A 663-nucleotide genomic window follows, 5' to 3' on the forward strand; every position below is an offset into this window, starting at 1 on the left:
GTGTTGGCCGGTGCGGTGGGAGGGGGCATGGGGGACGTCGGCGCTGCCGGGGCCAGGTCGGATGCGGCTACGGTCAGGGTGAAGGCGGGGCCGTTCCAGGTGAGTCCGGTCAGTGGTACAGGCGGGCCGCCGTCGCGGGGGGCGAGCTCGGCGATGGTGCCGTCCTCGGGTGGGGTCCCCAGCAGACGCCCGGTGATGGTGAGCCGCAGCCAGCCCACGTCGATGCGGTCCACGTGCGCCGTGGGCGGGAGGGTGCGGCAGGCGAGGGCGGCGGTGCCGGCATGTTCGACGACGGTGACATGGCGTCCGTCGTCGAGCTGGGGTGGATCGGGTCGGGTCGGACCGTCGGTACGGGGCTCGGCGGGCGGCGGGGCGATGGCGTAGGTCTTACGAGATCGAGGTCGCCGGGCGCCGGCCAGCTGGATCGTGAGCGGGGAGCGGCCATCCGGCAGCGGTAGTTCTGGGTGAGCAAAGTGCGGGACCTGCGGCCCATCCGCCGAGGACGCCCGCGCCCCGTCCGATGAGGGCAGTTGCGGCCCGTCCGCAGCGCCCTCGTCGTCGGCCATCAAACCGCGCCCCGGCTCAACCGCCCCTCCGTGCCCAGTCCCCGTCGTCCTCCCGCGCCCGGGCTCGACCGCCCCTCCGTGCCAGGGGCCCATCGCC

Annotated in this window: 1 pseudogene; it reads right to left on the bottom strand. The window is 75.0% G+C overall.

What is annotated here, in order from left to right:
• Nucleotides 1-566 (bottom strand): annotated as a pseudogene (locus G5C51_RS42360) (hypothetical protein); the annotation flags it as partial.
• Nucleotides 567-663: the final 97 nt, after the last annotated feature.

This window comes from Streptomyces coryli, assembly GCF_011044975.1.
Classification (GTDB): domain Bacteria; phylum Actinomycetota; class Actinomycetes; order Streptomycetales; family Streptomycetaceae; genus Streptomyces; species Streptomyces coryli.